This is a genomic window from Streptomyces sp. BYX5S (assembly GCF_054724165.1).
In genome coordinates this window covers 4,084,909-4,111,881 of the sequence record NZ_CM138829.1, presented here as the reverse complement: position 1 = coordinate 4,111,881, position 26,973 = coordinate 4,084,909, and the positions used below count along the sequence as shown (strand labels likewise).

The window sequence follows — 26,973 nt, the reverse complement described above, 5'->3', positions numbered from 1 at the left end:
GCATGACCACCCTCCTCAAGCGGAGCGACCGCGACAGCAGGACGCGGCAGACTCTCCCCATCGCCGGACTCGCCCTGGTCATCGCGCTGGTCGTGCAGTTCATCGGGGAACTCGACATCGACCTGGGCATCGGCTCGATCATCATCTTCCCGATGGTGTGGGGCCTGCTGCTGGGCCTGCTGGTGTCGATCCAGAAGTTCCGGCCGCTCGGCATCGACCTCCAGAAGGTGGCGTCGGCGCTCGTCGGCGTGGCCGTGATGATCCTGGTCGCCCGGCTGGCGTTCAACATCGGGCCGAGCCTGCCGACGCTCGCCGACGCCGGTCCGGCGCTGCTGCTCCAGGAGATCGGGCATCTGCTCGGCACGGTCGCCATCGCGCTGCCGCTCGCCGTGCTGCTGCGCATGGGCAAGGCGACGGTGGGTGCCACGTTCTCGCTGGACCGGGAGCCGTCGTTCGCGATGGTGTCGGAGAAGTACGGGCCGGACTCGGACCAGTACCGCGGCGTCCTCGCCATGTACGTGTTCGGCACGATGTTCGGCGCCGTGTTCATCACGCTGCTGACGTCGCTGGTGTCGAACTGGAACATCTTCGACCCGCTGGCTCTCGCGATGGGCGCCGGTGTCGGCTCCGGGTCGATGATGGCGGCGTCCTCGGCGAGCATCGTGGCCGCCTACCCCGGTGACGAGCAGGCGATCCTCGGCATGGCCGCGGTGTCCAACCTGATCACGACGATCCTCGGCGTGTACGTCGGCATCTATGTGGCGCTGCCGCTGGCCGACCGGTTCTACCGGTTCCTGACGCGGCGTTGGCGCGCGGACGCCGCCGATGCCTGCGAGGAGGAGGCGGTCGTGGACGAGCGCAGCGCGGCGGAGAACCGGGCGTTCCGTGAGCAGGTGGCGTCGGCGGCCGGTGAGATCAAGCTGCCGCTGTGGCTCTCGCTCGGTGTGCTGACGGTGCTGGGCATCGGCACCGCGTCCGTCGCGGCCGGGCACCTGAGCCTCGACATCATCGGCGGTTACGCGGTGCTGCTGGCGCTGGTCGTGGTCGGTCTCGTGCTGGCCAGGGTCAGCCGGAAGATCTCGGCGATCGTGTGGATCACCACCGTCGGCGCGTACGTCTCCAGTCCGTGGTTCTTCGCCTCGGACACGCTGAACCGGCTGGTGTCGTCGGTGGACTTCCTGTCCATCGCCACGATCATGCTGACGCTCGCCGGGCTCTCGCTCGGCAAGGATCTTCCGCTGCTGCGCCGCATCGGCTGGAAGATCGTCCCCGTCGGGCTCGTCGCCATCAGCGCGTCGTTCCTGCTGTCGGTGGTCATCGCCGAGTTCACGCTGGGGGCGTGGGGCTGAGCGGCCCCCTCACGACACCCGTGCGTGTTCCCTGCCGAGAGGCCGCTCGTGCTCCGCGCGGGCGGCCTCCAGCAGTCGCCGCCACGAGGTGACGGTCGGCCGGCGGCGCAGCAGCGCGCGGCGCTCGCGCTCGGTCATGCCGCCCCACACCCCGTGCTGGATCCGCTGGTCCAGCGCGTGGGCCAGGCACTCGGTCTTGATCACGCAGCCCGCGCAGATGCGCTTGGCGCTGCTCTGCGCGGCACCCTCGACGAACAACTCGTCGGGGTCCGTCGTGCGGCATTCCGCCCGTTCCCACCAGGAAACCTGCTCGTCGCGCACTTCTCCCGCCCCCTTTTCCCGTGTCGCCTCTCAGCGTAGTCGAGTCGTCACTTTAGGCCATACGTGCAGCTCGCGCACCCCACCCCTCTTGAACACACGGTCAATTGCGGCTTGGAAACGGACAAAAGCCGTGCGGTTGCGGGCGGTTGCCCGCGGTTGCACAACGAAAAAGCGCCGTGACGGCCTCCTTGAGGTCGTCACGGCGCTTGCGCGCGAACCGTGGTGGAGCAGGTCAGTTCGCCGCCGTCGCCCCCACCGGTTCGCGGCGTACGACGTCGATCAGGGACCGGTCGGTGATCTTGAGGGCGGGTGACACGGCGAGGGTCAGGGTCGACACGCTCATGAACGGGTTGAGGTGGCGCCAGCCCCAGTCCTCCAACGCCGCCCGTACGGCGGCCGCCTGGTCGGCGACGTCACCGGCCGGGAGGGCGGAGAGCACGCCGCCCACGGGCAGCGGCATGCGGGCCGCGACCGTGCCGCCCGCCGCGCCGCGTACCACCGCCACGCCTCCCCCGTCCGCGACGACCGTGCTCGCGGCGGCGGCCATGGCGGCGCGGGAGGTGCCGATGGTCAGGAGGTTGTGGCTGTCGTGGGCGTACGTCGAGGCGACGGCGCCCTCGGCCAGGTCGCGGCCGAGCAGGGGCGCGAAGACCGCCCCGTCGCGCCCGTAGCGGTTGCGGACGCGGACGACGGTGGCGCGGCCCTCCCAGCAGACCTCGCCGCCCTGGACCGGGAGTTGGATCTCCGCCGCTTCGGTGTAGGTGTCCCGTTCGTTGACCCGCATGGCGCGGAAGGTGTGCGCGCCGTCGGGCAGGTCGACGTGCCAGCGGAAGGTGTCGGCGTCCTGGGGCTCGACGTCGACGTGGCTGTCGAGGGGGACGAGGGCCGTGGCGTCGGGTGTCGTCGCCGAGCGGGCGGGCGCCCCGTTCTCGCCGACCACGCGGCCGCCGGAGAGCACCAGCGCCGGGTCGAACGCGGCGAGTTCGCCGCGCAGCAGCACCAGGTCGGCGCGCTTGCCCGGCGAGACGACGCCCCGGTCGTGCAGGCGCAGCCGCTGGGCCGGGGTCCAGGTCAGCGCCTTGAGGACGACGTGCGGCGGGAATCCGGCGGCGACGGCCACGCGGGCGATGTGGTCGAGGTGGCCCCGGTCGACGATGTGGTCGGCGGCGAGGTCGTCGGTCACCAGGCACAGCGGCGGGAGCTGGGGCAGGGCGAGGAGCGCCGCGGCGACCTCCTCGTTCAGGCACTTCTCCTGGAGCATCATCGTCATGCCGAGGCGGGCCTTCTCCAGGACCACTTCGGTGCGGTTCTTGGTGTGGTCGGAGTCGACGCCGGTGGCGAGGTAGGCGCTGAGTTCGGCGCCGGTGAGGTTCGGGCAGTGGCCGTCCAGGACGACGTCCTGCGCGCGGGCCGCGGCTGTGATCTCGTGCATGCGGCGGTCGCCCGCGACGACGGCCCGGTAGTCCATGACCTCGCCGAGCGCGACGACCCCGGGCCAGCGCAGCATCTCCGCGATGTCGTCGGCGGACAGCGCGGCGCCCGCGTGCTCCAGGCCCTCCAGGGCGGGCACGCAGGAGGGCACGCCCCACAGTTGGGTCTGGGCGGTCTCCCGGCCGGCGTCGATCATCCAGCGCATGGCGTCCCGCCCGGCGACGTTGACGATCTCGTGCGGGTCGGCGAGGACGGTCGTGGTGCCGCGCGCCAGGGTGACGGCGGCGAACTCCTGCGGCGTCAGGAACGCGCTCTCGATGTGCATGTGCGCGTCGACGAAGCCGGGGACGACCAGCATGCCGGTCGCGTCGATCTCCTCGCGGGCGTCGGCCGGGGTGCCCGGGGGCAGCACGGCGCTGATCGTGTCGCCGCGCACGAGGACGTCCGCGGCGAACTCCTCGCCGGTGAAGGTGGACACCACGCGCCCGCCGCTGATCCGGAGGTCGTGCTGCTCACTCATGGGGTCGTGCTCCTTCAGGAAGGGGGTCGTCACAGAGGGCGCGGCGGCCGTCACGGGACGAGGGTGTAGAAGTAGTAGCCCAGCGGGATCATGACGATCCACAGCGGCCAGGGCACCTCGCGGACGCGGCCGCTGACGGTCTTGACGAGGACGTGGGCGGCGAGACCGGTCGCGATGCCGGTGCCGAAGTTGCCGAAGAACAAAGTGGTGGCGACCGTCAGCGCGGCGGGGATCGCGTTGGTCGGGTCCTTGAAGTCGACGTTCTTCAGGGCGCCCAGCATGTTCAGACCGATGTAGATCAGCACGGGCGCGGTGGCGGCGGAGGGGATCAGCGTCGCGAACGGCGTGACGAGCAGCAGCAGCGCGAAGCCGCACGCCGCCCACACCGACGCGAGACCGGTCTTGCCGCCCGCGTCGGCGCCCGCCGAGGACTCCAGGTACGCCGTCATCGAGGGCGCTCCGACGGCCGAGCCGCCCATCACCGACACCGAGTCGACGAGGAAGGGGCGGCGGGAGCCGGGGATGTTGCCGTCCTTGTCGAGCAGCCCGGCGCGGCCGGAGACGGCGAGGAGGGTGCCGGTCATGGAGAAGAACTCGGAGACGAAGAACGCGAAGATGTACGGGAAGTACTCCGGCTTGAGCGCGCCGATGATGTCGATGTCGAACAGCAGCGGGCCGGGCGAGTCGGGTGCGGAGAACAGGCTGTCGGGGACGTCCGTGACACCGAGGGGGATGCCGACGACCGTGACCGCCGCGATGGTGATGAGGAACGCGCCGGGCACCTTGCGCGAGGCCAGCGCGGTGAGCAGCAGCAGGCCGCCGAGGGCGAGCAGTCCGGCGGGCTTCGACAGGTCGCCGACGGCGAGGGCGGCCTTGTCGGCGTTGCCGACGACGAGGTCGGCGTCGCGGAAGCCGATGAGGGCGATGTAGAGGCCGAGGCCGCCGCTGATGGCGTACTTGAGGTTCATCGGCATCAGGCGGGTGACGAGGTCACGGATGCCGAGCAGGGTCAGGACGAGGAAGGCGACGCCGGACCAGAACACCATCCCGAGGGCGGTGTCCCAGGGGACGTGGTCCTGGCCGACGATGGTGAAGGCGACCAGCGCGACGCCGCCGAGGCCGGGGGCGACGACGAACGGCAGGTTGGCGACGACGCCCATGGCCAGCGTCGCCAGGGCGATGGCGATGATGACGGCGGTGGTCGCGGCGCCGTGCGGCACTCCGGCGTTCGCGAGCTGGCCGGGGACCACGACGACGGCGTAGGCGGCGGCCATGAACATGGAGGCGCCGGCGACGAGTTCGGTGCGGTGGTTGCTGCCGCGGCCGCGGACGCGGAAGAGCCGTTCGACGAGCGACGCGGGCGCGGGGGTGGCGTCGGTCTGCTCGCCGGACGGCGGAGCGGTGGTGGACATCGGGACCTCGGCGGGATGAGGGGTGGGCAGGACGGACCGCGGCGACGTCGGCGCGAAAGAGGGCGCGGGGCGTGCGGGGCTCCCGCCTGGGTACGGTCTCTGCAACCGAGTTTTGCAACCGGTTGCAGAGACCGGTTGCAGGTATCATGACACGGCATAAAGCGAAAGTGAACAGTGGCCCGGACGGTTCCTCGCGACAGCGGGTGTCCCGGGCTCTGCGACAGGCGTGGGACCGGCGGGCAGGGGGCAGCAGTGGCGACGCTCATGGACGTGGCGCGGGCGGCGGGGGTGTCGAAGGCCACCGCCTCGCGGGCGTTGCAGCGGCCGGACATGGTCGCGGAGGGCACCCGGTCGCGGGTGCGGGAGGCGGCGGACCGGCTCGGCTTCCAGCCCAACGCGGCGGCCCGCGCGCTGACCACGGGGCGCACGGGGCTCGTCGGCCTGATCGTGCCGACGCTGTCGAATCCGTTCTTCGCGCCGCTGGTCATCGGGGCGCAGCAGGCGGCGGAGGACACCGAGAGCCATCTGCTCATCGCCGTGTCCGAGTACGACGCGGAGCGCGAGGCCGCGCTCGCGGACCGGCTCTCCGAGCAGGCGGACGGGCTGATCATGGTGACGCCGGTGGGCTCGGACGCGGCGCTGCGCGAGCGGTTCCGGCGCCGCCCGCTGGTGCTGGTCGACCGTCAGGTGGGGCGGCTGCCCGCGGTGGTGGCCGACACCGCGGCGGGCCTCGCCGAGCTGCTGGAGCACCTGCTGGAGCTGGGGCACCGGGAGATCGCCTACGTCTCCGGTCCGGCCGGTTCCTGGGCGGACGAGCAGCGCCGCACGGCGCTCACCGCGCAGGCCGCGCGGGCCGGTGCCCGGATCGATGTGCTGGGTCCGCTGCCGCCCACGTTCGACGCCGGCATCGAGGCCTCGCGGGAGCTGCCGGACGGCGCCACGGCCGTCCTCGCGTACAACAGCTACCTGGCGCTGGGCCTGCTGCACGGGCTCGGGGTGGCCGGACGGCGCGTCCCCGACGACATCAGCCTGGCGGCGGCGGACGACCTGAGCACACTCGGCGCGACGACCCCTCCGGTGACCGCGCTCGACGTCCCCCTGCGCCAGGTCGGCACCCTCGCCGTCACCCGCCTCCACGAGCTGGTCGACGGGCAGCGGCGCACGGTGACGTCACGGGTGCCGGCGGCGCCGGTGCTCAGGGCGTCGACGGCGCCGCCGCGCCAGGGGTGAAGCGGGCGGCCGTATACGGGTGTCAGCGTGCACGGGTGTGCTCACACCCGTGCACGTACCTGCGCCGGTACCGGCCCTCACACCGTCACCGTCGCCTCCACCGGCGTCAGCGCGTCGCCGAGGCGGATGCGGCCCGGGGTGAGGACGTCGGCGTAGACGCCGAACAGGACGCCGCGGCCGAGGTCGCTGTCGCCGAGGCCCCGATAGCGCTTGATGAGGGACAGGGCCCGTACTCCCCCGGAGCCGTCGACCGGGTCGCGGTTGACGGCGCCGCAGCGTTTCACCGGGCCCTCGACGCGCAGGACCGCCTCGCCGACGCGCAGGGTCCGGCCCTCCCAGGTGTCCTCGGCGTGCGGTTCGGCGCCCGAGAAGCCGAGCGTCATGCGGAAGCGGCGCGCGTCCACGGCGTCGAGGCCGGATCGCCGGGCCAGTTCGGCGACGGAGGCGTCGCCGAGGAGGGTGACGGGGCGCAGGTCCACGCCGCCGTTGTCGGCGTCGGGCCGCATCAGGCGCACCGGTTGCCCCAGGCGGTCCGAGAAGACCCGCGCCCACGGTCCTTCGACCAGCCGCCCCGGCACCTTGTGGTGGCGGAAGAAGTCGACCTCCAGCGCGTCACCGAGGCGTACCTCGTCGGTGACCGTTGTGCCGTCCGGGCAGGTCACCGCGAGGACGCCCGACTCCGCCTCGTAGTGCGCGGTGAACCCGGCCCAGGCACCCGTGCGGGTCATGGAGATCAGGTTGCCCTCGGCGTCGACCATGAGGAACGCCCGGTCCCCCGCCACGCCCGTACGCGTCAGCTCGACTTCGTCGCGGCGCACCACCCCGAGTCCCTTGACCGCGGTGGTCGTGAGCGAGGTGACATGGGCTGCGGGAAAGGGTGTCATGGGCCTACGCTCCCCCGATCCGGGTCCGGCATGCCTGCGGGCGGCCCGGGGCCCCGCCGTGACGGGGACTACTTCGCGTACGCCTTCCGCCAGGAGTCGACCTCGCCGCTCTTGTGCGGCGCCGCTAGATTGGACTCGTTCAAAACTACGGCGTACCGTGGGAGGCACCGAGGCCACCACCAGCGCAGTCAGTGACGCCTGCCACCTCGGGCGGTCGCTCCCCCACCCGCGGAAGCGGCCGGCACGTCCCACGGCGCACCCCGCCGTCCTTTCCCACACGAGGCACCACATGACTTGCTACGACTGCGCCCAGGAGAACCGCCCCGAGGCGACCGGCATCGGCATCTGCACCCGCTGCGGCCTGGCCACCTGCCACGACCACTCCCGCGTGCTCGCCACGCACGTGCAGCGGGCCAACGGCATGAACCGCTCGACCAGCCGCCTCGCCGGTCGGCGCGTCGTCTGCCACACCTGCCACGCCGCGGAGGCCGCGTACTGATGGACGAGAACGCGGGCGACCTGCTCCGGCGCAAGGGACTGCGCAGCACGGCCCAGCGGCGGGCCGTGCTCGCCGCGCTCCAGGGGCGGCCGCACTCGACCGCCGCCGAGCTGGAGGAGCGCATCGAGGACGGCCGCCTGTCCCGGCAGGGGCTCTACAACGTTCTCGACGACCTCACGCGGGCGCGTCTGATCCGCTGCGTCGAGCCCGCCGGCTCCCCCGCCCGCTTCGAGCTGCGCGTCGGGGACAACCACCACCACCTGGTCTGCCGCGTCTGCGGGCGGATCGAGGACGTGGACTGCGCGGTCGGCGCGGCCCCCTGCCTCGACCCGATCGCGGACCGCGGCTTCACCGTCGACGAGGCCGAGGTCACCTGGTGGGGCCGGTGCGCCGACTGCCGGAGCGCCGCGGTGGACCGCGACGCCTGACCCGCGGGGCTCGTACGCGCGGCCCAGTCCGCGCCCGGATCTTTGTGGCTCCTGCCAGTCGGCCCCGGCGGCGGCGCGCGAGAAGCTGCTCCCGGACATCACCGAACCCTTGCGGGAGGCAGCGTGAGCACCAGCGCGGAGCAGCAGTACGACCGGATCGGCGAGGCGTTCGAGGGCTTCAAGGCCCTCACCCTGGCCCGTTACGTCGAGGTACCGAGCTTCCTGGAGTCCGTCGGCGACGTGACGGGCAGATCCGTCGTCGACCTGGCGTGCGGCACCGGCTTCTACACCCGCCTGTTCAAGCGGCGCGGCGCCACCGACGTGTTCGGGGTCGACGTGTCCGGCGAGATGGTCGACGTCGCCCGCCGCATCGAGAAGGCCGAGCCGCTCGGTGTGCGCTACGCCGTCGGCGACGTCGCCACCACGGACGCGCTCGGCGGGCGGCGCTACGCCATCGCGACCGCCGCGAACCTGCTCAACTACGCCGACACGGTCGACACCATGACCGCGATGTGCCGCACCATCCACGCGGCGCTGGAGCCCGACGGCCGCTTCCACGCCCTCAACCAGAGCCCCGACTACGACTTCGACGGGCCCAGTCCCCGCCCGTACGGCTTCCACAGCGAGCTGGAGGGCAGCCACGTCGAGGTAGGTGGGCCCGCGGGTGCGGATCACGGCGTTCCTGGAGCCGGAGCCGGTCTCGTTCGTCGCCAACCTGCCGCGCCGCGAGGTCTACGCCCAGGCCCTCGCCCGCGCCGGATTCACCGACGTCACCTGGTCCCCGCTGGCGGTGTCGGCCGAGGGCCGCGCGGCGCACCCGGAGGACTTCTGGGACGACTACGCGGCCAACCCGCCCTTCGAGTTGCTGAGCGCCCGGCGTGCCTGACCGCGCTGCCCGTTTCCGGCCCGTCAGCGTTCGTCGGGGCGGCGGTCCGGCGGTTCTCCCTGGTTCTCGCCCGCCGCGAGGTGTTCGAGCAGTTCGGCGAGTTCGTTGCAGGCGCGGCGCACCGAGCGGCGGGTGGCGCGCTGCTCGGTGACGAGCGCGGACAGCAGCAGGGCGGTGAGCGCGGCGGCCCCGTTGAAGGCCTGCAACTTGACCAGCGCGTCGATGTTGGAGAGGTCGTAGAACGAGCCCCGCTCGCCGTGCGCCACGTACGTGGTGAGCACCGAGGCGAACAGCGCGCACAGCATGCTCCCCGCCAGCTCGAACCGGAGCGCGGCCCAGATCAGCAGCGGGAAGACGAGGAACAGCATGCTCGGCGAGCTGAACACGGCGTACGGGACGACCAGGGCGGCGGCGAGCGCCAGGCACGCGGCCTCGACCCAGCGTTCGACGGGGACGCGGGCCACCGTCCCCCGGCGGATCGCGCGGGCGCCGCGTCGCAGGACGAGGAGGGACGGGGTGACGAGGAGGACGCCCATGGTGTCGCCGACCCACCAGGCCAGCCACACCGCCCAGAACTCCCCCGTGTCCAGATCACCGGTCCACAGCTGCGGCGCGACGCCCGTCGTCGCGCTGATCAGCATGGCGCCGAACCCGCCGAGGAAGACCAGGCTGGTGCCGTCGCGCAGCCGCGAGATGTCCGTACGGAATCCGGCCCAGCGCAGCAGCAGGCAGGCGCACAGCGGGCCCACGGTGTTGCCCGTCACCGTGATCAGCGAGGTGAGGGTGGGGGTGGTGAGGGAGGTGATGACGAGCAGGGAGCCGAGGGCGATGCCCGGCAGGACCCACGCGCCGAACACCAGCAGGGCGGCGACGGCGAGGCCGGTCGGCGGCCAGATGGGGGTCACCACCACGCCCTCGACGCCGACCTGCCCGAGCAGGCCGAGGCGGCCTGCTCCGTAGTAGCAGGCGGCCACGACGAGGACCTTCAGGACCATTTCCATGGCCGACCGGAACCGCCGAGAGACCACCACAGCAGCCATGAGACACCGGATGGATCTTCTCGGCCATACGAGGGCCCCCGCCCGCGCCTGTTCAGCCGCGCGGCGGGCGCCGCTCCACGGTGCCGACGTCGTGGCCGACGACGAGCACCGCCGCGTCGTCCTCGTGGCCCACCGAGTCGGCCAGCTTCATCACGCCACTGGCGAGGGTGTCCACGCCCAGACCCGCCCCCGCGGTGATCTCGGCGAGCCGCCGTACCTGGCGCAGCCCGTCGTCGAGGTCGAGGGAGGGCCCTTCGACGACGCCGTCGGTCGGCAGGACGAAGACGCCGCCCGTGGCGAGCCGGTGGCGTGCGACGGGGAAGACGGCGCCTTCGAGGACACCGAGCGGCGGGCCGCCCTCCTCGTCGTCGACGCCGGAGCGGCCGTCGGCGGTGGCCCAGATGTGCGGGATGTGGCCGGCGCGCGCGCACTCCAGGGTGCCGGTGGCCGGGTCGAGCCGCAGGAACGTGCAGGTGGCGAAGAGGTCCGTGTCCAGGGAGATCAGGAGGTCGTTGGTGCGGCCGAGCAGTTCCCCGGGGTCGGCGGTGACGGAGGCGAGCGCGCGCAGCACCACGCGGACCTGGCCCATGAAGGCGGCGGCCTGGATGTTGTGGCCCTGGACGTCGCCGATGGACAGACCGATGCGGCCGTCGGCCATGGTGAACGCGTCGTACCAGTCGCCGCCGACGTTGAGGCCGTGGTTGGCGGGCATGTAGCCGACGGCGAGGCGGACGCCCTCCGGGTGCGGGAGGTCGCGGGGCAGCATGCCGCGCTGGAGCGCCACCGCCAGCTCGACGCGCGAGCGCTGCATCTGCGCCAGCTCCTGCGCGCGGGCGGTCAGCGCGCCGAGCTTGGCCAGCAGTTCCTGCCCGTCCTCGGCGGACTCGCTGCGGAACATCGTTCGCCCCGTTCCGAGAGATTTCCTCCTTACTCTGCCCGCGGAGCGTGCCGGTCGCACGTGGGCGGGCCGGTCACCGGTGGGTGTCAGGCGGTGGTGGGGGCACCGGGGACGCGGCGCTCGCCGCCGTTGCGCCGCTGCCACTCGCGGTAGACGTCGACGGCGCCGGGGTGCGGCTCGTAGGTCATCGGCAGCCTGCGCTCGTCCCAGTCCTTGGCGAACTCGCCGTAGAACGTGTCGAGCTCGAAGTACTTGCGGTCGTCGGCGTAGTGCGGGGCGTACTCCTCGCGGGTGGTGACGAAGACGACCTCGGCGGGGCTGCAGTAGTAGACCGCGGCCAGGCACATCGGGCAGGGGTGGGCGAGGACGTAGATCGTGGCGTCGGTGAGGTGCTCGGTGCCCAGCTTGGTGCAGGCGTCCCGGATGGCGAGGATCTCGGCGTGCGCGGTGGGGTCGTTGGTCTGGGCGACCCGGTTGGGGCTCTCCGCGATGATCTCGCCGCCTTGGACGATGACGGTGGCGAAGGGGCGGCCGCCCTCCTCGACGTTGGTGCGGGCGATGTCGATCGTGCGCCGGGCGAAGTCCTGGTCGGCCATGGCGAGCTCCTTTTCGTGCGGTGTCGCGGGGTCGGCCGTCGCTACGGCGGCGGCCGTCCGATGGATTCACCGTGCATCAACTGGATCTATAGCGTCAAAGACTCGATGGGCATGAGTGGTATTGGTGTTCTCTATACCTGCCTCTACGCTGCTGGTATGTCCGTCGAACTGCGTCAGGTGCGCTATTTCATGGCCGTGGTCGAGCACGCCGGTTTCACGCGGGCCGCGGAGGCGCTGCGGATCTCGCAGCCGACGCTGTCGCAGCAGGTGCGGCAGCTGGAGCGGAACCTGGGCGCCCAGCTACTCGACCGCGGCGGGCGCACCGTGCGGCCCACCGACGCGGGGCGCGCGTACCTGGAGCACGCGCGGCGCGCCCTGCGGGACCTGGCGGCCGGGGAGCGCGCGATCCACGACGTGACGGATCTGTCGCGCGGGCATCTGCGCCTGGGAGTGACGCCGACGTTCACGGCCTACCTGGTCGGACCGTTGGTGGCGGCGCTGCGCGAGAGCAGGCCGGGCATCACGGTCGCGGTGCGGGAGCTGACGCAGGACCGGCTGGAGGCGGAGCTGCTGGCGGACGAGTGCGACCTGGGCATCGCGTTCCGGGGCGAGCAGGCGCCGGGGATCGCCGTGGAGCCCCTGTTCACGGAGAGCCTGAGCCTCGTCGTGGGAGACGGGCGGGAGACCGCTCGGCCGTGGCCGGCCGGGGACCTCGGGCGGCTCCATCTCGCCCTGCTGAGCCGGGACTTCGCCACGCGCGGCCGGATCGACGCCTACTTCGCCGAGCACGGGGTCCATCCCCGGATCGCGCTGGAGGCCGATTCCTTGCAGACCCTCGTCGACATCGTGCGGCGCACGGACCTGGCGACGGTGCTCCCGGACCCCGTCACCCACGGCCACCCGCACCTGACGCCGCTCCCCGTCGACCCTCCCCTGCCCACGCGTACGGCCGCGCTCCTCAGCCGCGCGGACGGGTACCGGAGCGCGGCGGCCGAGGCTTTCGCCCGGATCGTCCGGGAGTACGTGGCGGATCGCCCGCTCCTGCCACCGGAACACACGTACGCGTGACGGGGCTCACACCATAGGCGCGCATGATCCCGGGTATGAGCACGCACGCTGCCTGGACAGATCCAGGGAGAACGACAGGAAACACCACACCCTGGGAGGTATCGATGTCCTCGAAGCGACGCCGTAAGAAGAAGGCACGCCGCAAGAACGGCGCCAACCACGGCAGCCGTCCGCAGTCCTGAGGACTGACGGCAGCGCAACGGACGGGGCGGCAGAGCACTTCTGCCGCCCCGTTCGCGTGAACGCGACCCCAGCGCCGTACGTATCCCCCGGCGACGCGGGACCACGCTGTGTGGCGTCGCGAGGGAGGAGTGCGCAGATGTCGGAATCCGGCCCATCACCGTTGCACGCGTTGCCGGACGGGGAGGCGGAACTCGCCGTCGTCCTACGGCTGACGTGGGAGGACGTCGCGACCCTCGGCCAGGAGGCGAGTCGGCTCGCCGCGCGGGCGCAGCGGACCGTGACGCTCGACGAGGCGGTCAGCCACCGGCTGCGCTCGCGTCCGCCCGCCTCGCACGCCAAGCCGCCGCAGGCCGTCGTGGCCGCTCCCGTCCCGGCCTCCAATGGCCGTTCCACGGGCGAGCAGGCCCGTCAGGCTCTTGAGAAGAGCGCCGGACGGCCGAGCCCGGAGTCCGGCTGAGGGCGGCGGTCAGTGCGGGGCGGGGGCGAACTCGTTGCCGCACGGGCCGCCGCCGGTGCTCTCCGCCACCTCGACCGCCTGCCCGTCCATCGTCCACAGGTCGTAGTAACGGGCGATGCGTTCGGCGGAGCGGCCGACGTAGTGGCAGATGAACGAGCGGCGGAAGCGGTCCGCCGTGCGGTTCGGTCCGGAGCCGTGGACGAGGGTGCCGTTGAAGAACAGCACGTCGCCGGGGTCCATGTCGACGGGCTCGGCAGCGAGGCCCTCCGGCGGCGGCACGTACTCGCGCGCGAACGACAGGCTCGCGTCCGCCTCCTCCGGGCAGAACAGGTCCATGAGGTGGGTGCCGGGGACCACTTCGAGGCCGCCGTTCTCGCGGTCGATGCGGTCGAGGGCGACCCACGCCGCGACGCAGGTGCCCGGTTCGACGCGCAGATAGAAGTTGTCCTGGTGCAGGGCCTGGCCGCGCGCGCCGGGCGGCTTGAAATAGAACATGCTCTGCGCGGCGAGTGGTTCCTCACCGAGGAGGGCCGTCAGGACGCGCGCGAACCGGGGGTCCAGGAGGCGGCGCCGCGCCAGGTCGTTGAAGCGGTGCGGGTGCATCACGCGGGGGTACGCGAGGAGGGGGTCGGGCGGCCCGTCGGCCGGCTGTGGCGCGGGCTCGAAGTGCCCCGGCACCGGGCCCGCGGCCCGCAACCGCATGAACTCGTCCGTCAGTTCACTGGTTTCGGCCGGGTCGAGGAGGCCGCGGGCGAGCGCGTAGCCGCGGGTGCGGAACTGTTCCTGGAGGTCGAGCGGGGCGGGCGTCCCGCAGGCTGGGGTCTCGAACTCGTCGGTCTGCACCGGGTGTTCCTCTCGGCCGTCGGACATCTGTTGAGCACGCGGACCGTGTGCTGGACTGCTGCGCGCACGCGGGTCCGCTCGCGGGCGGACTGATCCGAACCTACGGCCGGGGCGGCGGACACCGAATGACGAGCACGCGCGCGCACCTGCCGGAAACTGCTGCCGACACCCCGTCGCCGCCACCGCAGTTGCTCATCTCCGCGCGGTTCTCGGAGCCCGCCGACTACCAGGTGACGCGGGCCGCGGGCGCCGCCAACTGGCTGCTGCTGTGGACCGCCGAGGGGCGCGGGCAGGTGCGCGGGGACGGCCCCTGGGTCGTGCAGCGTCCCGGCGATCTCGCGGTGCTGCCGGCCCATCACCAGCACGCGTACCGCACCGACCCCGCCGTGCGGTCCTGGGGCGGCTGGTGGGTGCACTTCCAGCCGCGCGCGGCGTGGCCGGCCTGGCTGCGCGACCACGGGCGGGACGGCGGTGTGCACTGTGTCGCCGGGGTGCCGGGCGCCGCGCACGGCCGGATCGACGCGGCGTTCCGGCGGCTGCACGCCGACGCGCGCTGGACCGACGGCGAGGCCCCGCCCGGCCAGGACCCGACGGGCATCGCCGTCGCCTCCGCGGGGCCCGGCCGCGAACTGGCGCTCGGCGCGATCGAGGAGGTGCTGCTCCTGACCACCGGGTCCCTCGCCGCCGCGGGGCGTGCGGCGGCGGCCCGGCGCGATCCGCGGCTGATCCGGGCGGACGCGCTCGTCGCCGCGGACCCCGGCGCCCCGCACACGGTCCGCTCACTGGCCCGGCACGTCGCCCTGTCCCCGTCCCGGTTCGCGCACCTCTACGCCGAACAGAGCGGCCGTACGCCGATGCAGGCCGTCCGCGCGGCGCGCCTGAGCCATGCGCAACAACTGCTGGACGCCACGGACCTGGACATCGGCCAGATCGCCCGCGCGTCGGGGTTCGCGAGCCCGTTCCACTTCAGCCGGGCGTTCCGGGAGCGCTTCGGGGTGCCGCCGAGTGTGTACCGGGCGGGGGCGTCCGAGGGTCCGTAGGAATCCGCCCGCACACCCGGAAATGCCGACACATCACCCATGCCGACCAGCAAATTCCCGGTGCCGCGGGCCGAGTTGTGCCCGCCGGGCACCGGGCGGACACACAGCGCGCACAGGGCCTACGATGTGCGGCCGTGCCCCGCACCCGATCGTGAAGGACCCGCATGGCGCCCCCGTCCCGACCCCCCTCCGGAAAGCGGCGCAGGCCGCGCACCCCACTGGCCGTTCCGGCCGGGCGGGGGCCGCGCGCGCTCCTGGCGGGCGGTGCCGTCGTGGTGGCGGCCGCGGTCGGCGGGACGCTGCTGGCCTCGGGCGGCGAGGACCCGGCCGGGCACACCGGCGCGCACGCCTCGCCGTCACCGAAGCCGTCCCGCTCCACGCCCGGGACGCACACCTCGAAGCCGGAGCCGACACGGAAGCCGACGCGCGCCCCGGCCCCGGCCCCGCCCCGCCCGGTCGCGTTCGCCCCGTACGTCGACACCTCGCTCTCCCCCGCCTTCGACCTGGCCGGGGCCGCCCGCGACACCGGGGTGAAGACCTACACGCTCGCCTTCGTGAAGCCGAAGGGCGACTGCACGCCGCAGTGGGGCAGGTCGACGCTCGACAGCAACCCGGTCGCCGCGCAGATCGGCGCGCTGCGCTCCGCGGGCGGCGACGTACGGATCTCGTTCGGCGGGCAGAGCGGCAACGAACTCGCCCGCACCTGCACGTCGACGTCCCGGCTCACGTCCGCGTACGAAAGGGTCATCGACCGCTACCGGCTCACCAAGGTCGACTTCGACATCGAGGGCGACGCCCTGACCGACCGGGCGAGCGTGGACCGGCGCAGCCGCGTCGTCGCCGCGCTCCAGAAGCGGCATCCCGGCCTGGATGTGTCGTTCACGCTGCCCGCGCTGCCCCGCGGCCTCACCGCGGACGGGCTGGCACTGCTGCGGAGCGCAAAGAAGCACGGCGTCGACATCGGTTCCGTGAACGCCATGGCCATGAACTTCGGCTCCTCCCCCGCGCCCCGCCCCAAGGGCCGCATGGGCGAGTACGCCATCGACACCGCCGAGGCCACCCACGCCCAGCTCAAGGGCATCGTCGGCGGCTCGGACCGGTCGGTGTGGAACCGGGTCGCCGTGACGCCGATGATCGGCGTCAACGACATCGAGGAGGAGGTCTTCACCCTCTCCGACGCCGCCGAACTCGGCGCGTTCGCCAAGGCCAGGGGCATGGCCTGGGTGTCCCTGTGGTCGGCGACCCGCGACCGGGCCTGCCCCGGCGGTCGGGGCGGCCCGGCGGCGGCGACGTGCAGCGGTGTGGACCAGTCGGCCGACGCCTTCATGAAGACGTTCCTGTCACACACGCGCTGAGGACATCACCCGCGGTGCGCCGCGATCAGCTTCCGGTACCAGTGGTAGCTGTCCTTGGGCGTGCGCTCCAGGGTGTCGTAGTCGACGCGGACGACGCCGAACCGCTTCGCGTAGCCGAGGGCCCACTCGAAGTTGTCGAGCAGGGACCACACGTAGTAGCCGCGCACGTCGACGCCCGCGTCCATCGCCGCGCGCAGCGCCGTGAGGTGGTCGTGCAGGTAGGTGACGCGGTCGGTGTCGTGGACGGCGCCGTCGGCGGCGACCTCGTCGTACTCCGCGGTGCCGTTCTCCGTGATGTGGATCGGGGGCAGCGCGTCGCCGTAGCGCTCCTTGAGACCGGTGAGGAGTTGAGTGAACGTCTCGGGGACGACCGGCCAGTTCATGGAGTTGCGGCGCACGTCGGGCCAGGGGCGCTCCGCGTACCGGTTGTCGGTGGCCACACGGAGCGCGGGGTCGGGCTCCCGGTGCGGGGCGTCCGCGACGAGGGTGGGCCGGTAGTAGTTGACGCCGAGGAAGTCCAGCGGCTGCCCGATGAGGTCCAGGTCGCCCTCGCGGCGGAAGTCCTGGCGGGTGATCAGCTCACCCCAGGTGTCCTCCTCCGACGCGGGGTAGTGGCCCGCGAGGATCGGGTCGGTCCACACCAGGTTGTGCTGGGTGTCGGCGCGCAGCGCGGCGGCGCGGTCGGCGGCCGTGTCGGTGGCGGGGACGTTGAAGTCGGGGTTCAGGGTGATGCCGACCTCGCGCACCCCGGCCGCGCGCAGCGCCTTGACGGCGAGGCCGTGGCCGACGAGGAGGTGGTGGGCGGCGGCGAGGGCGGGCGTGCCTTCCTGCGCGCCGGGCGCGTGGCGGCCCACCGAGTAGCCGAGGAAGGCGCTGCACCACGGCTCGTTGAGGGTGATCCAGCGCGGGACGCGGTCGGCGAGGTGCTCAGCGACGATCGCCGTGTACTCGCCGAAGCGTTCCGCGGTCTCGCGCACCCGCCAGCCGCCGCGGTCCTCCAGGGCCTGCGGGAGGTCCCAGTGGTAGAGGGTGGCGGCCGGTTCGATGCCCGCTCCGAGGAGTGCGTCGACGAGCCGCGAGTAGAAGTCGAGGCCCTTGGTGTTGGCCGGGCCGGACCCGGTGGGCTGGATGCGCGGCCAGGCGATCGAGAAGCGGTACGAGTCGACGCCGAGGTCGCGCAGCAGTGCCACGTCCTCGGGGTAGCGGCGGTAGTGGTCGCAGGCCACGTCGCCGGTGTCGCCCTCGTGGGTGCGGCCGGGGGTGTGGCTGTAGGTGTCCCAGATGGAGGGGCCGCGGCCGTCCTCGGTGACGGCTCCCTCGATCTGGTACGAGGCGGTGGCGGCGCCGAAGACGAAGCCCTGGGGGAAGGTGGGCGACTCGGTCATGGAGAACCTCACTTGATGGATCCGCCGGTGATGCCGGCGGCGATGTACTTCTGGGCGAGGACGAGCAGCACGGCCGCCGGGATCGCCGACAGCACGGACGCGGCCATGACCGATCCCCAGTCACCGACGTGGGCGCCGATGTACTGGTAGATGCCGAGCGTGACCGGCTTGACGTCGTCGGTGGTGTTGAGCGTGAGGGCGAACATGAAGTCGCTCCACGCGTACAGGAAGGAGAAGAGCCCCGCCGTGATGAGGGAGTTGCGGCTCATCGGGAGCACGACCTGGAGGAAGGTGCGCAGCTTGCCCGCGCCGTCGGCCTCGGCCGCCTCGATGACCTCCTTGGGGATCGCCACCATGAACGAGCGCATCAGCACGATGGCGAACGGGATGCCGAGCGAGGCGTCGGCGAGCATCAGGCCGAAGTAGGAGTTGACCAGGCCCAGATCGACGTACGCGCTGTAGAGGGCGTTGGCGATGACGATGCCCGGCACCATCTGTGTGATGAGGGTGCCGAAGACGATGGTGCGGCTGCCGGGCAGCCGGAACTGGGCGAGGCCGTAGGCGGCGGGCGCGGCGATCGCGAGGCAGATGGCGACGGCGCCGAGCGCGACGGCGAGCGAGGTCAGCAGGTTGCCGCCCTGCTCGCTGATCGCGGAGGTGAAGCCGGACAGGTCCAGGGAGCCGGGCACCGGCGCGACTTCCAGGAGGCCCGACTCGGGCTGGAGCGCCGTGTTGACCATCCAGTACAGCGGGAACAGCATCACGCCGAGGACGAGCACCCCGGCCACGGTGGCGCCCCAGCGGCGCCCGGACTTGGCGGTGGCGGTGGTGGTGGCCATGCCGGTCACTTCCCCTCGGAGCGGTTGGCCCGCAGGTAGAACACCGCGAAGACGGCGGAGATCAGGATGAGGACGTTGCCGACGACGGCGCCCGCGCCGAAGTCGAGCTGGACGAAGGAGTTCTGGTACGTGAGGGTGCCGAGGGTCTGCGTGGAGTCGGCGGGGCCGCCGTCGGTGAGGGCGAGGATCAGGTCGAGGATCTTGACCGTCGACATGAAGCCGAGGACGAGGACGACCGTGACGACGGGCTTGAGCAGCGGCAGCGTGATCGAGCGGAAGGTGCGCCAGGCGGACGCGCCGTCCAGCGAAGAGGCCTCGTACAGCTCCTTCGGGATCTCCTGGAGTCCGCCGTAGAGGATCACCATGTTGAACGGGATGCCGATCCAGATGTTCACCATGATCACGGAGAAGAGCGCCATGCCGGGGCTGGTCAGCCAGGGGGTGTGGCCGCCGAGGCCGATGAGTTCGGCGAAGGAGTTGAGGACGCCGGTGTCCTGGTCGAGGATGCGGCGCCACACGATGCCGGAGACGACCATCGGGACGAGCCACGGCAGCAGGATCAGCGACCGCAGGAAGCCGTTGAGCGGGAACTTCTTGGTGAAGAAGACGGCGAGGGCGAGACCGATGCCGAACTGGCCGAGCAGGGAGCCGACGGTGAAGACGATGGTGTGCCACAGCGCCTTGCCGAAGAGGTCGTCGTGGAAGACCTTGCTCCAGTTGTCGGTGCCGTTGAAGGGGGACTTGCCGTCGAAGAACGTGGACGGCGAGAAGTCCTGGAAGCTCATCACGACGTTGCGGACGAGCGGGTAGCCGAAGAACAGCAGCATGAAGACGACGGCGGGGGCGATGAACCCCCACTGGGAGAGTCTGCGGCGGCGCCGGACGCGCCCCGGATCGATCGTCTTCGCGGGAGCGGCGGGCGTGCGCGCGGGCGCCGAAGCGGTGGTGGTCGACATGTCCGTGTGTCCCCTCAGTTCCCGCTCGTGGCGCGGGCCTGCGCCTTCTTCAGCGCGGCCGCGCTGTCCTGACCGGTGAGCGCGGACTGGAACGCGCTCTGGAGGGCCAGCGACACGGACGACCAGCCGGCTCCGACCTTCGCGGTGCGGGAGCGGGCGGTGGCCACCTGGTCGGCGAGGGCGTCGAGTTCGGGCACCTCCTTGCGCCAGGTCTCGGCGGCCTTCGCGTTGGCCGGGACCATCCAGCTGTTGCGCGCGTAGGTGATCTGCTCCTGCTCGGAGGACATGCACTCGATGATCTTCGCGGCGGTCTTCTCGCGGGCCGTGTCACCGGTGTTGGGGACGGTGAGGATGGCGCCGCCGAGCGGGCCGACCGACTTGTCGCCGGTCTTCGGGACGGGGATCTGGGCGATGCCCCAGTCCAGGTTCTTCTTGGTGTTGAGCGTCTCCACCTGCCACGGACCGTTGATCATCATGGCGGCGTTGCCGGCCATGAACTGGTCGTTGACGTCGGCCTGCGTCCAGTTGACGGTCGACTTGGACAGGGAGCCGTCCTTGATGAGGCCCTTCCAGTAGTCGAGCGCCCCGGCGACGTTCTTGGTGTCCAGCTGCGTCTCGTCACCGCCGTTGGACCACATGAACGGCGTGAACTGGAAGACGCCGTCCTCGGCGCCGCCCGCGCTCAGCGCGATGCCGTACTGGCCGCCCCGCGTCAGCTTCTTCGCGGTGTCGCGCATCTCGTCCCAGGTGGTGGGGACGTCGAGCCCGGCCTTCTTCAGGATGTCCTTGTTGTAGAAGAGGGCGAGGGTGTTCACCGTGCGCGCGGCCCCGTAGTACGTGCCCTTGTACGAGCCGAAGTCGACGATGCCCTCGGGGACGTCCTGGGTGGACAGGCCCAGGGAGCGCAGGTCCACCAGGCCGCCCGCCTCGGCGAACGTCGGCATCTCGGAGGCGTCGAACTGGATGACGTCCGGGAGCGACTTCGACGAGGCCATGCGCAGCGACTTCTGCATGACCTGCGCGGCGGGGACGCTCTGCTGCTCGATGGTGAGGCCGAGCTTCTTGCTGCACCTCTTGAGCGTGGCGGCGTCCCAGCCGTGGTACGAGGCGTCGGTCGAGGAGTTGAGGACGGTGAAGACCGAGGGGTCGCTCTGCTGCGCGCACCCCGTCAGCGCCGCCCCTGCGACGAGTGCGGAGCAGACGGAGAGTGCCGCGGTGGTGCTTCGGCCGCGGTGGCCGCGCCGACGGCGCGGCACGCCCGGTGGAAGTGCTGCTGTCACGGTGGATGCCCAAGCCTTGAAGGGGTGGCCGGACCCGGCGGAACTCCCGTGTCCCGGCGGGTTGCTCGCGTGGCGCGCTACGGCTCCGGCCTGCGCCGCATGCGCAGAGCGAGTTTGTTTCCCGCCATGACTAATACGTCACGAAGCGCTTCGACACCAGACCCCTGCGATCTTTTTCTTCATCACGTATACGTCCAGCTACGGGACGTGGTGACGCCATCGAAGCGCTTCGATGATTCTTCGTCGAACCCTCTTGATCTTTCGATTCGCATGAGCTCAAATGCGGTCTACAGGCATACGGCACCCGCACGCCTCCCCCGCACGTTGCCCACCCCGAGGAAGATGATGAAGTTCACCGACGGCTTCTGGATGATGCGCGACGGGGTCGAGGCCTCGTACGCCACCGAGGTGCGAGACCTCCGCGTCGACGCGGACCGTTTCACCGCGTTCGCCTCGGTCAAGCGGGTCGAGCGGCGCGGCGACACCCTCAACTCCCCGCTGCTGACCGTCGACTGCTTCGCGCCCGCCGAGGGCGTCATCGGCGTCCGCGTCACCCACCTCGCGGGCAAGCGGCACACGGGTCCCGACTTCGGGCTGCCGGGTGCCGACTCGGGAGCCGGCGCGGTGCGCCGCGAGGGCACGCGCGTCGAACTGTCGAGCGGTCCGCTCTCCGTGTGCCTCGACGAGGCGGAGCCCTGGCAGCTGTCGTTCCGGGACCACCAGGGCCGCGAGGTCACCTCTGCGGGCCGCAAGGGCACCGCGTTCTTCCGGACCGGCGACGGCGCGCACCACATGGCGGCGCAGCTGTCCCTCGGCGTCGGCGAGCAGGTCTACGGGCTCGGCGAGCGCTTCACTCCGTTCGTCAAGAACGGCCAGGTCGTCGACATGTGGCAGGCCGACGGCGGCACGAGCAGCGAACAGGCGTACAAGAACGTGCCGTTCAGCCTGCACGTCTCCCCCGCGGGCGCGTACGGCGTGTTCGTCGCGCACCCCGGCCGGGTGAGCTACGAGATCGGCTCGGAGTCGGTCGGCGCGATGCAGTTCAGCGTCGAGGACCAGTCCCTCGAGTACTACGTGGTCGCGGGCCCCACCCCGAAGGACGTGCTGCGCCGCTACACCGCGCTCTCCGGGCGCCCGGCGCTGCCGCCGGCGTGGTCCTTCGGCCTGTGGCTGACGACGTCGTTCACCACGCGGTACGACGAGGAGACGGTCACCTCGTTCGTCGACGGGATGGCGGAGCGCGACATCCCGCTGAGCGTCTTCCACTTCGACTGCTTCTGGATGCGCGAGTACCAGTGGTCGGACTTCCAGTGGGACCCGGAGGTCTTCCCCGACCCGGAGGGGATGCTGGCCCGCCTCAAGGAGCGCGGCCTGCGCATCTCCGTGTGGATCAACCCGTACATCGCGCAGAAGTCCTCGCTGTTCGACGAGGCCGCCGCGCACGGCTACCTGGTGAAGCGCGCGAACGGCGACATCTGGCAGTGGGACCTGTGGCAGGCGGGCATGGCGCTCGTCGACTTCACGAACCCCGAGGCCTGCGCCTGGTTCCAGGCCAAGCTCAAGGTACTGCTCGACCAGGGGGTCGACTGCTTCAAGACGGACTTCGGCGAGCGCATCCCCACGGACGTCGTGTGGCACGACGGCTCCGACCCGGAGCGCATGCACAACTACTACACGCACCTGTACAACCAGGTCGTCTTCGACCTCCTGGAGAAGGAGCGGGGCCGCGGCGAGTCGGTGCTCTTCGCCCGTTCGGCGACGGCCGGCGGACAGCAGTTCCCGGTGCACTGGGGCGGTGACTGCTGGTCCTCGTTCGGCGCGATGGCGGAGTCGCTGCGCGGTGGACTGTCCCTGTCGCTGTCGGGGTTCGGCTTCTGGTCGCACGACATCGGCGGCTTCGAGGGCACCCCGGACGCCGATGTCTTCAAGCGCTGGCTCGCCTTCGGCCTGCTGTCCTCGCACAGCCGCCTGCACGGCTCGTCCTCGTACCGGGTGCCGTGGGAGTTCGGCGACGAGGCGGTCGACGTGGCACGGCGGTTCACCCGGCTCAAGCACCGCCTGATGCCGTACCTGTACGGCGCGGCGGTCGAGGCGCACACGACGGGCGTGCCCCTGATGCGCCCGATGCTGCTCGACTTCCCCGACGACCCCACGGCGCGCGCCCTGGACCGCCAGTACATGCTCGGCCCCGACCTGCTGGTGGCGCCGGTGTTCTCCGCGGACGGCGACGTCGAGTACTACCTGCCCGAGGGCACGTGGACGCATCTGCTCACCGGTGAGCGGGTGGAGGGCCCGGTGTGGCGTCACGAGCGCCACGGCTTCGACAGCCTGCCGCTGTACGTGCGTCCGGGCGCGGTCCTGCCGATGAGCGCGGACGAGTCCCGCCCGGACGGCGACTGGCTCGACGGCCTCACGCTGCTCGTCGCCCCGGAGGCCGAGGACGTCACGGTGACGGTGCCGGACCCGCACGGGTCCGTCGCGGCGACGTGCCGGGTGGTGCGGGACGCGGCGAGCGGAGCGGTGGCGGTCGAGGAGAACGCCACGGGCGTCACCCTCCGGGAACTCTGACCCCCACCTTCCGCGGAGGGCGGCCTCGGCTCCCCAGGGCCTGATCCGAACGACAGACGCTAGTGCAGCGCCAGGAACGGCGCCGAGGCCAGCAGTACCGCCACCATCGCGTACTTCAGGCGGTGGGTCGGCAGGGCGTGGGCGATGCGCCAGCCCACGAGGACGCCGATCAGTTCCGGGACACCCACCACGGCGGCGAGCGCCCAGTCGACGTCGCCGTGGAGCACGTACGCCACCGTGCCGACGCCCGCGATCACGATCGACTGGGCCTGCGCCGCGGCGAGCGCGGACAGCACCGGCAGCCCGGCCACGACGAGCAGCGGCACGCTCAGCATGGGTCCGCCGAGGCCGAAGAGGCCCGCCACCAGCGCCACCACGGCACCGATGAGGAGGGTCCGGGCGAGGGGAAGGCCGGTGCGCTCGGGGGCGTCAGCCGCACGGTGGTCGCGCACCCACACCAGGATGCCCGTGACGGCGACGGCGCAGGCCAGCAGGGCGCCGAACCCGCCGCCCGCGACAAGCGTGTTGCAGAGCACGCCCAGTGGCGCACCCACCAGGGCCGCGCCCGCGAGGGCCGTCGCGCAGCGCCGGGTGCCGGGAGCGCGGAGCTGGCCGGAGCGCACGTACGCCGCCGTGCCGAGCAGGCCCGTGGCGACGTGGGTGACGATCGCGGTGCCGGCGACGCCCGACGGTGTCAGGCCGGAGAAGAGGAACAGGCCGATGGTGGGGAGCACTCCGCCGGGGCCGAGCGCGGTAATGCCGATGCCGCCGAGCAGTCCGGCCACCGCCAGCAGCACGAGGTGGGGCGTGTCGAGGGTCATGTCGGGTGTCGTCTCCTCAGTCCCTCGGCAGGACGGCGCGCAGGGCGAAGCGGTCCGCGCGCACCCGCAGTGACTCGGCGTCGACGGGCCGGCCGTCCGCGAGCCGGGTCAGCCGGTCGATGGTGAAGAGCGCGGCGCCCTCCGCCACGCCCAGCAGGCGGGCGGTGTCCCGGTCGGCGGTGACGGCGTGCACGGTCACCTCCGCGCTGCCGAGCCGGATGCCGGCACTCTCCTCGATGAGCGCGAACAGGTCGCGCCCGGCCAGGTGCAGGTCGAGCAGTGGCAGGCCGATGTCGGGGGCGAGCCAGGTGGAGTCGAGCGAGAGCGGCGTGTCGTCGAGGTGTCGCAGGCGCTCGATGTGGACGGCCTCGGAACGCTCCGGCAGGTCGAGCCGGTCCGTGATGGCGGGTGGGGCGTGCGGGACGACACGTGCCTCGCGCACCTCATTGGTGATGGTGCCGTAGGCGGTCAACTCCTCGGCGAGGCCGACCAGTCGGCCGAGTCCGTGCCGCGCCTTGTGGCCGGTCACGAGCGTACCGATGCCGCGCCGTCGTGTCACCACGCCCTCGTCCCGCAGGCGGTTCAGCGCCTCGCGCACGGCGTTGCGGGTGGCGCCGAGGGAACGGCCGAGGGCACGTTCGTCCGGCAGCACTCCCCCGTACGCACCGTCGACGATCCGCTGCCGCAGCACGTCGGCGACGCGCCGGGCGCGGTCGGCCCGCGTTCCCTCGCCGTGTTCCATTCCGGTCCCCTCTCGGTGTGACGGCAGACCGTACGCCCTCCCGTGTTTCGCGGGAGTTACGCCACCCCGCCCGACCTGCGCAAACGCCTGACCTGCGCGGCGGCGCCCGGTGCCGGTGGCAACGCCGGGCGCCCGGTCACCCACCCACCGGTCCAGCGGCGAACTCAACGGCCCCGCACGCCGCTTCGGTGGCACCGGCCAAGGGATTCGCGGGCGTCAACTTGCCAACTGCCCTACCGTAAAAGGAGACCGATCTGTGCTGACGGGCCACCAAACCGGCGACCGTGTGAGTACCATCCGGCCCTACAGCACATGTGCGCACTCGCACACACCGACAGCTCACTCCTTGCCACGAAAGCGAGACATCATGTCGGACACCACGCCGCAGACCGAGCTCAAGGCCCGCTACGCCGACCGCATCTCGGACGACCTCGCGCACAACGAGAGCGAGTTGAAGCGGATCAGCGAGGAAATCACGACGCTGCAGGACCAGTTGGGCACGCTGGAGGAGAACCGCACGCTCCTGGAGAACATGTTGCAGTCGCTGGGCCGGGGCGAGCTGCCCCCGTCGCCCGCGCCCGCCGCCGAGAAAGCGGTCGGCAAGGCGGCGGGCAAGGTGCCCCGCCAGCAGACCCGGGAGAAGGCGGCGCCCAAGCCCCCGCAGCAGAAGAAGGCCCGCGAGACCCCGGCGGCGCCCGCCAAGGCAGCGAAGGCCGCCAAGTCCCCCGCGCCCGCCACCGCCGCGAAGAAGCCCAAGCCGCAGGGCGGCACGCTGGTCGAGCTCATCGTGTCCCAGCTGGGCGCCGAGACCAGCCCGCGTTCGGCCGCCGAGATCACCTCGACGCTCCAGAAGAAGCACCCCAAGCGCGAGTTCAACATCAAGGTCGTCCGCAACACGCTGGAGGCCCTGGTCGCCAAGGCCCGCGCCGAGCGCACCCGGCAGAAGCGTTCGGTGTTCTACGTCGCCTCGTCCGGCGCCGCCGCCCCCGCGAAGGAGGCCGCGGCCACCAAGGCGGGCGAGGACAAGGCCGCACAGGACAAGGCGTCGGACGCCAAGGCCGCGCAGAAGGCCTGACACCCCGCTCGTCGCCCCGGCGTCGGGTCACGCACGGTGTGACGGTTCGGTTCCGCCCTCCGGCAGCCACACGCGGGGCCAGTCACCGCCCCGCAGGTGCGCGTCGAGGCCGCCGTCGCAGTACATCAACGTCCCCACGCAGTACGAGGACCGGGGCGACAGCAGGAACAGGACGAGTTCCGTCACCTCCTCCGGGCGGCCCGCGCGGCCGGCCGGGACGGAGGCGAGGAACGCCTCGATGCCCGCGGCGATCCCGGGGTCGGTGCGGCCCGCCCGGGTCATGGGGGTGTCGATGAAGCCGGGTGCGACGGCGTTGAGACGGATGCCGTCACGCACATGGTCGGCGGCCCGGGTGCGGGCGTAGTGGGCGAGGGCCGCCTTGGTGGCCGGGTAGGTGAGCACGGCGCCCGGGTCGCCGAGGGAGTCGGCGAGAGCGCGCGCCGCCTCCTCGTCGCCCGCGAGGCACGCCTCGGCCAGCTTCGGCGACCAACCCGGCTGGGTCGTCGTGGAGTTGGAGGAGGCGAGCACCACGGACGCGTTCCCGGACGCGGCCAGCAGGGGACGCAACCCCTCCAACAGGCCGATCGATCCGTAGTAGTTGACGGCGACGAGCAGGCTCGGGGCCCGGCCCGCCCCCGGGGAGAGTCCGGCGAAGGGGACGAGGCCGTCGAGGCGGCCCCCGGACAGCCGGGTGATCGCCGCCACCGCCGCCGCCCGCCCTTCGGGGGTGCCCAGGTCCGCCGTCACTTCGGCGTCGTGCAGGTCGACACCGATGACGCGGTGTCCCTCCTCGACGAGGCGGTCGGCGAGGCACTTGCCGATCCCGGAGGCGGCTCCGGTGACGGCGATGGTTCCCATGATTGCTCC

General features: G+C 72.0%; 27 protein-coding genes and 1 pseudogene. 13 read left to right on the top strand and 15 right to left on the bottom strand.

Features of this window, described 5'->3' with window-relative positions; translation table 11 throughout:
* Positions 1–2: 2 nt before the first annotated feature.
* Positions 3–1,349, top strand: a complete 1,347-nt coding sequence (locus ACYBSK_RS18705) for a DUF3100 domain-containing protein (RefSeq protein WP_460246917.1) — start codon at positions 3–5, stop codon at positions 1,347–1,349.
* A gap of 9 nt (positions 1,350–1,358) precedes the next feature.
* Here ACYBSK_RS18705 and ACYBSK_RS18700 read toward each other — a convergent pair whose 3' ends face one another.
* The 3 genes from ACYBSK_RS18700 to ACYBSK_RS18690 all read right to left on the bottom strand — a co-directional run bounded on the left by ACYBSK_RS18700 (position 1,359) and on the right by ACYBSK_RS18690 (position 5,033).
* Positions 1,359–1,670: a WhiB family transcriptional regulator gene (locus ACYBSK_RS18700; RefSeq protein WP_457478272.1), complete on the bottom strand. Its 312-nt coding sequence runs from the start codon at positions 1,668–1,670 to the stop codon at positions 1,359–1,361.
* A 232-nt stretch (positions 1,671–1,902) separates the two neighbouring features.
* Positions 1,903–3,621, bottom strand: a complete 1,719-nt coding sequence (locus ACYBSK_RS18695) for an adenine deaminase C-terminal domain-containing protein (RefSeq protein ID WP_460246916.1) — start codon at positions 3,619–3,621, stop codon at positions 1,903–1,905.
* Positions 3,622–3,671: 50 nt separating this feature from the next.
* Positions 3,672–5,033 (bottom strand): NCS2 family permease, encoded by a 1,362-nt coding sequence (locus tag ACYBSK_RS18690; RefSeq protein ID WP_457478270.1) that lies wholly within the window; start codon positions 5,031–5,033, stop codon positions 3,672–3,674.
* Between the two features lie 252 nt (positions 5,034–5,285).
* Between ACYBSK_RS18690 and ACYBSK_RS18685 the strand changes: the two genes are divergently transcribed.
* Entirely contained in the window at positions 5,286–6,263 is a 978-nt protein-coding gene (locus tag ACYBSK_RS18685) for a LacI family DNA-binding transcriptional regulator (RefSeq protein ID WP_460246915.1), read from the top strand.
* Positions 6,264–6,340: 77 nt separating this feature from the next.
* Here the strand turns inward: ACYBSK_RS18685 and ACYBSK_RS18680 are convergent, their stop codons facing one another.
* On the bottom strand, positions 6,341–7,147 hold the full coding sequence (locus tag ACYBSK_RS18680; protein ID WP_460246914.1) for an MOSC domain-containing protein: 807 nt from the start codon (positions 7,145–7,147) through the stop codon (positions 6,341–6,343).
* A 289-nt stretch (positions 7,148–7,436) separates the two neighbouring features.
* Between ACYBSK_RS18680 and ACYBSK_RS18675 the strand changes: the two genes are divergently transcribed.
* The 4 genes and pseudogenes from ACYBSK_RS18675 to ACYBSK_RS18660 all read left to right on the top strand — a co-directional run bounded on the left by ACYBSK_RS18675 (position 7,437) and on the right by ACYBSK_RS18660 (position 8,960).
* Positions 7,437–7,646 carry a DUF2180 family protein gene (locus ACYBSK_RS18675; RefSeq protein ID WP_457478267.1) on the top strand — a complete coding sequence of 70 codons (210 nt, stop codon included), beginning with the start codon at positions 7,437–7,439 and terminating at the stop codon, positions 7,644–7,646.
* Positions 7,646–8,074: a Fur family transcriptional regulator gene (locus tag ACYBSK_RS18670; protein WP_460246913.1), complete on the top strand. Its 429-nt coding sequence runs from the start codon at positions 7,646–7,648 to the stop codon at positions 8,072–8,074. Before ACYBSK_RS18675 ends, ACYBSK_RS18670 begins: the two co-directional genes overlap by 1 nt.
* A gap of 123 nt (positions 8,075–8,197) precedes the next feature.
* A pseudogene (locus ACYBSK_RS18665) lies at positions 8,198–8,569 on the top strand (class I SAM-dependent methyltransferase); the annotation flags it as partial.
* Between the two features lie 169 nt (positions 8,570–8,738).
* Positions 8,739–8,960 (top strand): hypothetical protein, encoded by a 222-nt coding sequence (locus ACYBSK_RS18660; protein WP_460246912.1) that lies wholly within the window; start codon positions 8,739–8,741, stop codon positions 8,958–8,960.
* A gap of 23 nt (positions 8,961–8,983) precedes the next feature.
* Here the strand turns inward: ACYBSK_RS18660 and ACYBSK_RS18655 are convergent, their stop codons facing one another.
* The 3 genes from ACYBSK_RS18655 to ACYBSK_RS18645 form a co-directional block, all read right to left on the bottom strand.
* A complete protein-coding gene (locus ACYBSK_RS18655; protein WP_460246911.1) occupies positions 8,984–10,000 on the bottom strand; it encodes an MASE1 domain-containing protein in 1,017 nt (338 codons plus the stop codon).
* Between the two features lie 52 nt (positions 10,001–10,052).
* Complete coding sequence (locus tag ACYBSK_RS18650; RefSeq protein ID WP_457478263.1) at positions 10,053–10,898, bottom strand: PP2C family protein-serine/threonine phosphatase; 846 nt, start codon at positions 10,896–10,898, stop codon at positions 10,053–10,055.
* A gap of 86 nt (positions 10,899–10,984) precedes the next feature.
* A complete protein-coding gene (locus ACYBSK_RS18645) occupies positions 10,985–11,494 on the bottom strand; it encodes a nucleoside deaminase (protein ID WP_460246910.1) in 510 nt (169 codons plus the stop codon).
* Between the two features lie 156 nt (positions 11,495–11,650).
* Between ACYBSK_RS18645 and cynR the strand changes: the two genes are divergently transcribed.
* From cynR to ACYBSK_RS18630, 3 genes are all read left to right on the top strand, one after another.
* Entirely contained in the window at positions 11,651–12,562 is a 912-nt protein-coding gene (gene cynR, locus ACYBSK_RS18640) for a transcriptional regulator CynR (protein WP_460246909.1), read from the top strand.
* 104 nt (positions 12,563–12,666) lie between these two features.
* Positions 12,667–12,744, top strand: coding sequence for a 50S ribosomal protein bL37 (locus ACYBSK_RS18635; RefSeq protein ID WP_370443954.1), 78 nt, complete (start codon positions 12,667–12,669; stop codon positions 12,742–12,744).
* A 137-nt stretch (positions 12,745–12,881) separates the two neighbouring features.
* On the top strand, positions 12,882–13,202 hold the full coding sequence (locus ACYBSK_RS18630) for a hypothetical protein (RefSeq protein WP_457478260.1): 321 nt from the start codon (positions 12,882–12,884) through the stop codon (positions 13,200–13,202).
* A gap of 9 nt (positions 13,203–13,211) precedes the next feature.
* Here the strand turns inward: ACYBSK_RS18630 and ACYBSK_RS18625 are convergent, their stop codons facing one another.
* Positions 13,212–14,072, bottom strand: a complete 861-nt coding sequence (locus ACYBSK_RS18625) for a phytanoyl-CoA dioxygenase family protein (RefSeq protein ID WP_460246908.1) — start codon at positions 14,070–14,072, stop codon at positions 13,212–13,214.
* A 98-nt stretch (positions 14,073–14,170) separates the two neighbouring features.
* Here ACYBSK_RS18625 and ACYBSK_RS18620 point away from each other — a divergent pair, with 98 nt between their 5' ends.
* Together ACYBSK_RS18620 and ACYBSK_RS18615 are read left to right on the top strand one after the other, a co-directional pair.
* A complete protein-coding gene (locus ACYBSK_RS18620) occupies positions 14,171–15,085 on the top strand; it encodes a helix-turn-helix domain-containing protein (protein WP_460246907.1) in 915 nt (304 codons plus the stop codon).
* A gap of 164 nt (positions 15,086–15,249) precedes the next feature.
* Positions 15,250–16,440, top strand: coding sequence for a chitinase (locus tag ACYBSK_RS18615; protein ID WP_460246906.1), 1,191 nt, complete (start codon positions 15,250–15,252; stop codon positions 16,438–16,440).
* A 5-nt stretch (positions 16,441–16,445) separates the two neighbouring features.
* On the opposite strand, the gene ACYBSK_RS18610 is transcribed toward ACYBSK_RS18615, so the two are convergent.
* The 4 genes from ACYBSK_RS18610 to ACYBSK_RS18595 are packed head-to-tail and all read right to left on the bottom strand — an operon-like array spanning position 16,446 to position 20,876.
* Positions 16,446–17,825 (bottom strand): GH1 family beta-glucosidase, encoded by a 1,380-nt coding sequence (locus ACYBSK_RS18610; RefSeq protein WP_460246905.1) that lies wholly within the window; start codon positions 17,823–17,825, stop codon positions 16,446–16,448.
* An 8-nt stretch (positions 17,826–17,833) separates the two neighbouring features.
* The gene (locus ACYBSK_RS18605; protein WP_460246904.1) at positions 17,834–18,664 is read right to left on the bottom strand and encodes a carbohydrate ABC transporter permease; all 831 of its coding nucleotides are present in this window, start codon (positions 18,662–18,664) and stop codon (positions 17,834–17,836) included.
* Between the two features lie 5 nt (positions 18,665–18,669).
* Positions 18,670–19,620, bottom strand: coding sequence for a carbohydrate ABC transporter permease (locus ACYBSK_RS18600; protein WP_457478254.1), 951 nt, complete (start codon positions 19,618–19,620; stop codon positions 18,670–18,672).
* A gap of 14 nt (positions 19,621–19,634) precedes the next feature.
* Entirely contained in the window at positions 19,635–20,876 is a 1,242-nt protein-coding gene (locus tag ACYBSK_RS18595; RefSeq protein WP_460247056.1) for an ABC transporter substrate-binding protein, read from the bottom strand.
* 369 nt (positions 20,877–21,245) lie between these two features.
* Between ACYBSK_RS18595 and yicI the strand changes: the two genes are divergently transcribed.
* Positions 21,246–23,468, top strand: a complete 2,223-nt coding sequence (gene yicI / locus ACYBSK_RS18590) for an alpha-xylosidase (RefSeq protein WP_460246903.1) — start codon at positions 21,246–21,248, stop codon at positions 23,466–23,468.
* Positions 23,469–23,527: 59 nt separating this feature from the next.
* Here yicI and ACYBSK_RS18585 read toward each other — a convergent pair whose 3' ends face one another.
* Together ACYBSK_RS18585 and ACYBSK_RS18580 are read right to left on the bottom strand one after the other, a co-directional pair.
* On the bottom strand, positions 23,528–24,289 hold the full coding sequence (locus ACYBSK_RS18585) for a sulfite exporter TauE/SafE family protein (RefSeq protein ID WP_457478252.1): 762 nt from the start codon (positions 24,287–24,289) through the stop codon (positions 23,528–23,530).
* Between the two features lie 16 nt (positions 24,290–24,305).
* Positions 24,306–25,031: a GntR family transcriptional regulator gene (locus tag ACYBSK_RS18580; RefSeq protein ID WP_457478251.1), complete on the bottom strand. Its 726-nt coding sequence runs from the start codon at positions 25,029–25,031 to the stop codon at positions 24,306–24,308.
* A 367-nt stretch (positions 25,032–25,398) separates the two neighbouring features.
* Here ACYBSK_RS18580 and ACYBSK_RS18575 point away from each other — a divergent pair, with 367 nt between their 5' ends.
* On the top strand, positions 25,399–26,106 hold the full coding sequence (locus ACYBSK_RS18575; protein ID WP_460246902.1) for a hypothetical protein: 708 nt from the start codon (positions 25,399–25,401) through the stop codon (positions 26,104–26,106).
* Positions 26,107–26,133: 27 nt separating this feature from the next.
* On the opposite strand, the gene ACYBSK_RS18570 is transcribed toward ACYBSK_RS18575, so the two are convergent.
* Positions 26,134–26,964 (bottom strand): SDR family oxidoreductase, encoded by an 831-nt coding sequence (locus tag ACYBSK_RS18570; protein ID WP_460246901.1) that lies wholly within the window; start codon positions 26,962–26,964, stop codon positions 26,134–26,136.
* Between the last annotated feature and the right edge of the window lie 9 nt (positions 26,965–26,973).

Excerpts from the sequence above, each read along its gene's own strand:
- ACYBSK_RS18695 (WP_460246916.1), bottom strand. The coding sequence starts at position 3,621 with ATGAGTGAGCAGCACGACCTCCGGATCAGCGGCGGGCGCGTGGTGTCC.
- ACYBSK_RS18630 (WP_457478260.1), top strand. The coding sequence starts at position 12,882 with ATGTCGGAATCCGGCCCATCACCGTTGCACGCGTTGCCGGACGGGGAG.
- ACYBSK_RS18610 (WP_460246905.1), bottom strand. The coding sequence starts at position 17,825 with ATGACCGAGTCGCCCACCTTCCCCCAGGGCTTCGTCTTCGGCGCCGCC.
- yicI (WP_460246903.1), top strand. The coding sequence starts at position 21,246 with ATGAAGTTCACCGACGGCTTCTGGATGATGCGCGACGGGGTCGAGGCC.
- ACYBSK_RS18605 (WP_460246904.1), bottom strand. The coding sequence starts at position 18,664 with ATGGCCACCACCACCGCCACCGCCAAGTCCGGGCGCCGCTGGGGCGCC.
- ACYBSK_RS18625 (WP_460246908.1), bottom strand. The coding sequence starts at position 14,072 with ATGTCCGACGGCCGAGAGGAACACCCGGTGCAGACCGACGAGTTCGAG.
- ACYBSK_RS18645 (WP_460246910.1), bottom strand. The coding sequence starts at position 11,494 with ATGGCCGACCAGGACTTCGCCCGGCGCACGATCGACATCGCCCGCACC.
- ACYBSK_RS18650 (WP_457478263.1), bottom strand. The coding sequence starts at position 10,898 with ATGTTCCGCAGCGAGTCCGCCGAGGACGGGCAGGAACTGCTGGCCAAG.
- ACYBSK_RS18570 (WP_460246901.1), bottom strand. The coding sequence starts at position 26,964 with ATGGGAACCATCGCCGTCACCGGAGCCGCCTCCGGGATCGGCAAGTGC.
- ACYBSK_RS18580 (WP_457478251.1), bottom strand. The coding sequence starts at position 25,031 with ATGGAACACGGCGAGGGAACGCGGGCCGACCGCGCCCGGCGCGTCGCC.
- ACYBSK_RS18620 (WP_460246907.1), top strand. The coding sequence starts at position 14,171 with ATGACGAGCACGCGCGCGCACCTGCCGGAAACTGCTGCCGACACCCCG.
- ACYBSK_RS18690 (WP_457478270.1), bottom strand. The coding sequence starts at position 5,033 with ATGTCCACCACCGCTCCGCCGTCCGGCGAGCAGACCGACGCCACCCCC.
- ACYBSK_RS18615 (WP_460246906.1), top strand. The coding sequence starts at position 15,250 with ATGGCGCCCCCGTCCCGACCCCCCTCCGGAAAGCGGCGCAGGCCGCGC.
- ACYBSK_RS18635 (WP_370443954.1), top strand. The coding sequence starts at position 12,667 with ATGTCCTCGAAGCGACGCCGTAAGAAGAAGGCACGCCGCAAGAACGGC.
- ACYBSK_RS18655 (WP_460246911.1), bottom strand. The coding sequence starts at position 10,000 with ATGGCTGCTGTGGTGGTCTCTCGGCGGTTCCGGTCGGCCATGGAAATG.
- ACYBSK_RS18705 (WP_460246917.1), top strand. The coding sequence starts at position 3 with ATGACCACCCTCCTCAAGCGGAGCGACCGCGACAGCAGGACGCGGCAG.
- ACYBSK_RS18600 (WP_457478254.1), bottom strand. The coding sequence starts at position 19,620 with ATGTCGACCACCACCGCTTCGGCGCCCGCGCGCACGCCCGCCGCTCCC.
- ACYBSK_RS18670 (WP_460246913.1), top strand. The coding sequence starts at position 7,646 with ATGGACGAGAACGCGGGCGACCTGCTCCGGCGCAAGGGACTGCGCAGC.
- ACYBSK_RS18585 (WP_457478252.1), bottom strand. The coding sequence starts at position 24,289 with ATGACCCTCGACACGCCCCACCTCGTGCTGCTGGCGGTGGCCGGACTG.
- cynR (WP_460246909.1), top strand. The coding sequence starts at position 11,651 with ATGTCCGTCGAACTGCGTCAGGTGCGCTATTTCATGGCCGTGGTCGAG.
- ACYBSK_RS18680 (WP_460246914.1), bottom strand. The coding sequence starts at position 7,147 with ATGACACCCTTTCCCGCAGCCCATGTCACCTCGCTCACGACCACCGCG.
- ACYBSK_RS18675 (WP_457478267.1), top strand. The coding sequence starts at position 7,437 with ATGACTTGCTACGACTGCGCCCAGGAGAACCGCCCCGAGGCGACCGGC.
- ACYBSK_RS18575 (WP_460246902.1), top strand. The coding sequence starts at position 25,399 with ATGTCGGACACCACGCCGCAGACCGAGCTCAAGGCCCGCTACGCCGAC.